Below are 971 nucleotides of genomic sequence, written 5' to 3' on the forward strand. Positions count from 1 at the left end.
CTGCAATTTTTTCACTTATGCTCATACCCACCAGCCTCAATTTTTTCGCAAATTATATCTAAAAGAGATTAATCTTTGTTGTGTTATAATAGTGCATATTAAAGTAAGGGAGTCGTTTTATGTGTGCCATTGAATACTACACTTATGAAGACTATGTCAAATGGGAAGGAGACTGGGAGCTTATCAACGGTGTACCGCTTGCTATGAGTCCAGCGCCCATGATTACCCATCAGGCATTAGCAACAAACATAGCATATGAACTAAAAAATTCATCAGACAACTGCAAGGAGTGTTTAGTTTTACATGAAGTTGACTATAAAATCAATGATGACACCATCTTACGCCCTGATGTTGTACTGACATGCAATGAAACAAATGACGCCTACCTGACAAAAGCACCACAAATCATCGTCGAGGTCATCAGCCACTCCACTGCAAAACGCGATGAGAAGTTTAAATTTGAGATTTATGAAAAAGAGAAGGTAAAGTACTACCTCTTGGTCTATCCTGATGATTTAAAAGCCAAAATCTATAAACTCGATGGCAAAGAGTATGACAAACAGGGAGACTTCACTACTGAGAGCTACACATTTGAAGAGAGCAGTTGCAAAGCTTCTATTGATTTTGAGAGAGTTTTTAAAAAATTTAGAAAATAAAGTTTTTCTGCACTCTCTTCCCACCCTAAAGGATGGATTCCGAAACTACATTAATCCCGGTGCCATCCACATACTCTGTGTCACACCGCTATCAACCAAGCCAAGTTGCACTTCATACGCTTTTTGCCACTTCTTTTTTAACTTGTCATAAACCTCTTTGTTGTTTCTATTTGGCATATATTTTTTGTCCCAAACGACAAGCTTCTCTGCCGCATCTTCAAGCGTATCATAAACACCGACACCCACACCAGCAGCCATTGCCCCACCAAGTGCTGTTGCCTCTGTCACTTTTGGGATCGTCACTTCACATCCTGT

At 39.6% G+C, this 971-nt stretch carries 1 protein-coding gene and 1 pseudogene; one reads left to right on the top strand and one right to left on the bottom strand.

Annotated elements, in window-relative coordinates:
• The first annotated feature begins 119 nt into the window (after positions 1–119).
• On the top strand, positions 120–656 hold the full coding sequence (locus tag MNY27_RS10895; RefSeq protein ID WP_152184272.1) for a Uma2 family endonuclease: 537 nt from the start codon (positions 120–122) through the stop codon (positions 654–656).
• A gap of 45 nt (positions 657–701) precedes the next feature.
• Here MNY27_RS10895 and MNY27_RS10900 read toward each other — a convergent pair.
• Positions 702–971 (bottom strand): annotated as a pseudogene (locus MNY27_RS10900) (autoinducer-2 kinase); the annotation flags it as partial.

This window comes from Sulfurimonas sp. NWX79, assembly GCF_039667035.1.
Lineage (GTDB): Bacteria > Campylobacterota > Campylobacteria > Campylobacterales > Sulfurimonadaceae > Sulfurimonas > Sulfurimonas indica.